We start from the raw sequence: 584 nt of genomic DNA on the forward strand, positions 1-584 counted from the left end.
GGCAGTGTGAATATAGTCAATAATGGTAAAAGCTACTATGGTAAGGCCAGAGGCAAGTGCAAGGACTGCAGAAGGCAGTTTGTCTTTCACCGGCAAAACCGTAGTCTGAGTCTGGATCAGAAGAGGCTCATTGAGCTTCTCTTGCTTGAACGGCTCTCCCTGGAGGGGATTTGTAGAGTGCTGGAAATATCACCCTACCCCCTTTACCGCTACGTGGACGAGCTTTACAGAGAAGTTCCTGGCGATTTGAATGCGCAGGTTTCGGCACAGGCAGAGTTGGAGCTGTGCCACTATGAGTGCGAGAGCGATGAGCTGTGGGGCTTTGTACAATAAGAAGTGGCTTTGGGTGGCACAGGACAGGGCAAGTAGGCAGATTGTGGCCCTGCACGTGGGTGAGAGGGGCGCAGCGGGTGCAAGGGGTTTGTGGGAGAATATTCCTGGGCACTACAGCCAGCAGGCAACTTTCTTCACTGATGACTGGGATGCCTATAAGCAGGTGATACCAGCCCGGCAGCATAGAGCCTCTAAAATGAAGAAAGAAACCAACCATGCTGAAAGGTTCTTCTGCTCTCTCAGGCAGAGAT

At 51.9% G+C, this 584-nt stretch carries 1 pseudogene; it reads left to right on the plus strand.

What is annotated here, in order from left to right:
• Positions 1 to 584: pseudogene (locus LN995_RS22280) on the plus strand (IS1 family transposase); the annotation flags it as partial.

Origin of the sequence: Pontibacter silvestris, assembly GCF_020907275.1 — a bacterium.
GTDB lineage: Bacteria > Bacteroidota > Bacteroidia > Cytophagales > Hymenobacteraceae > Pontibacter > Pontibacter silvestris.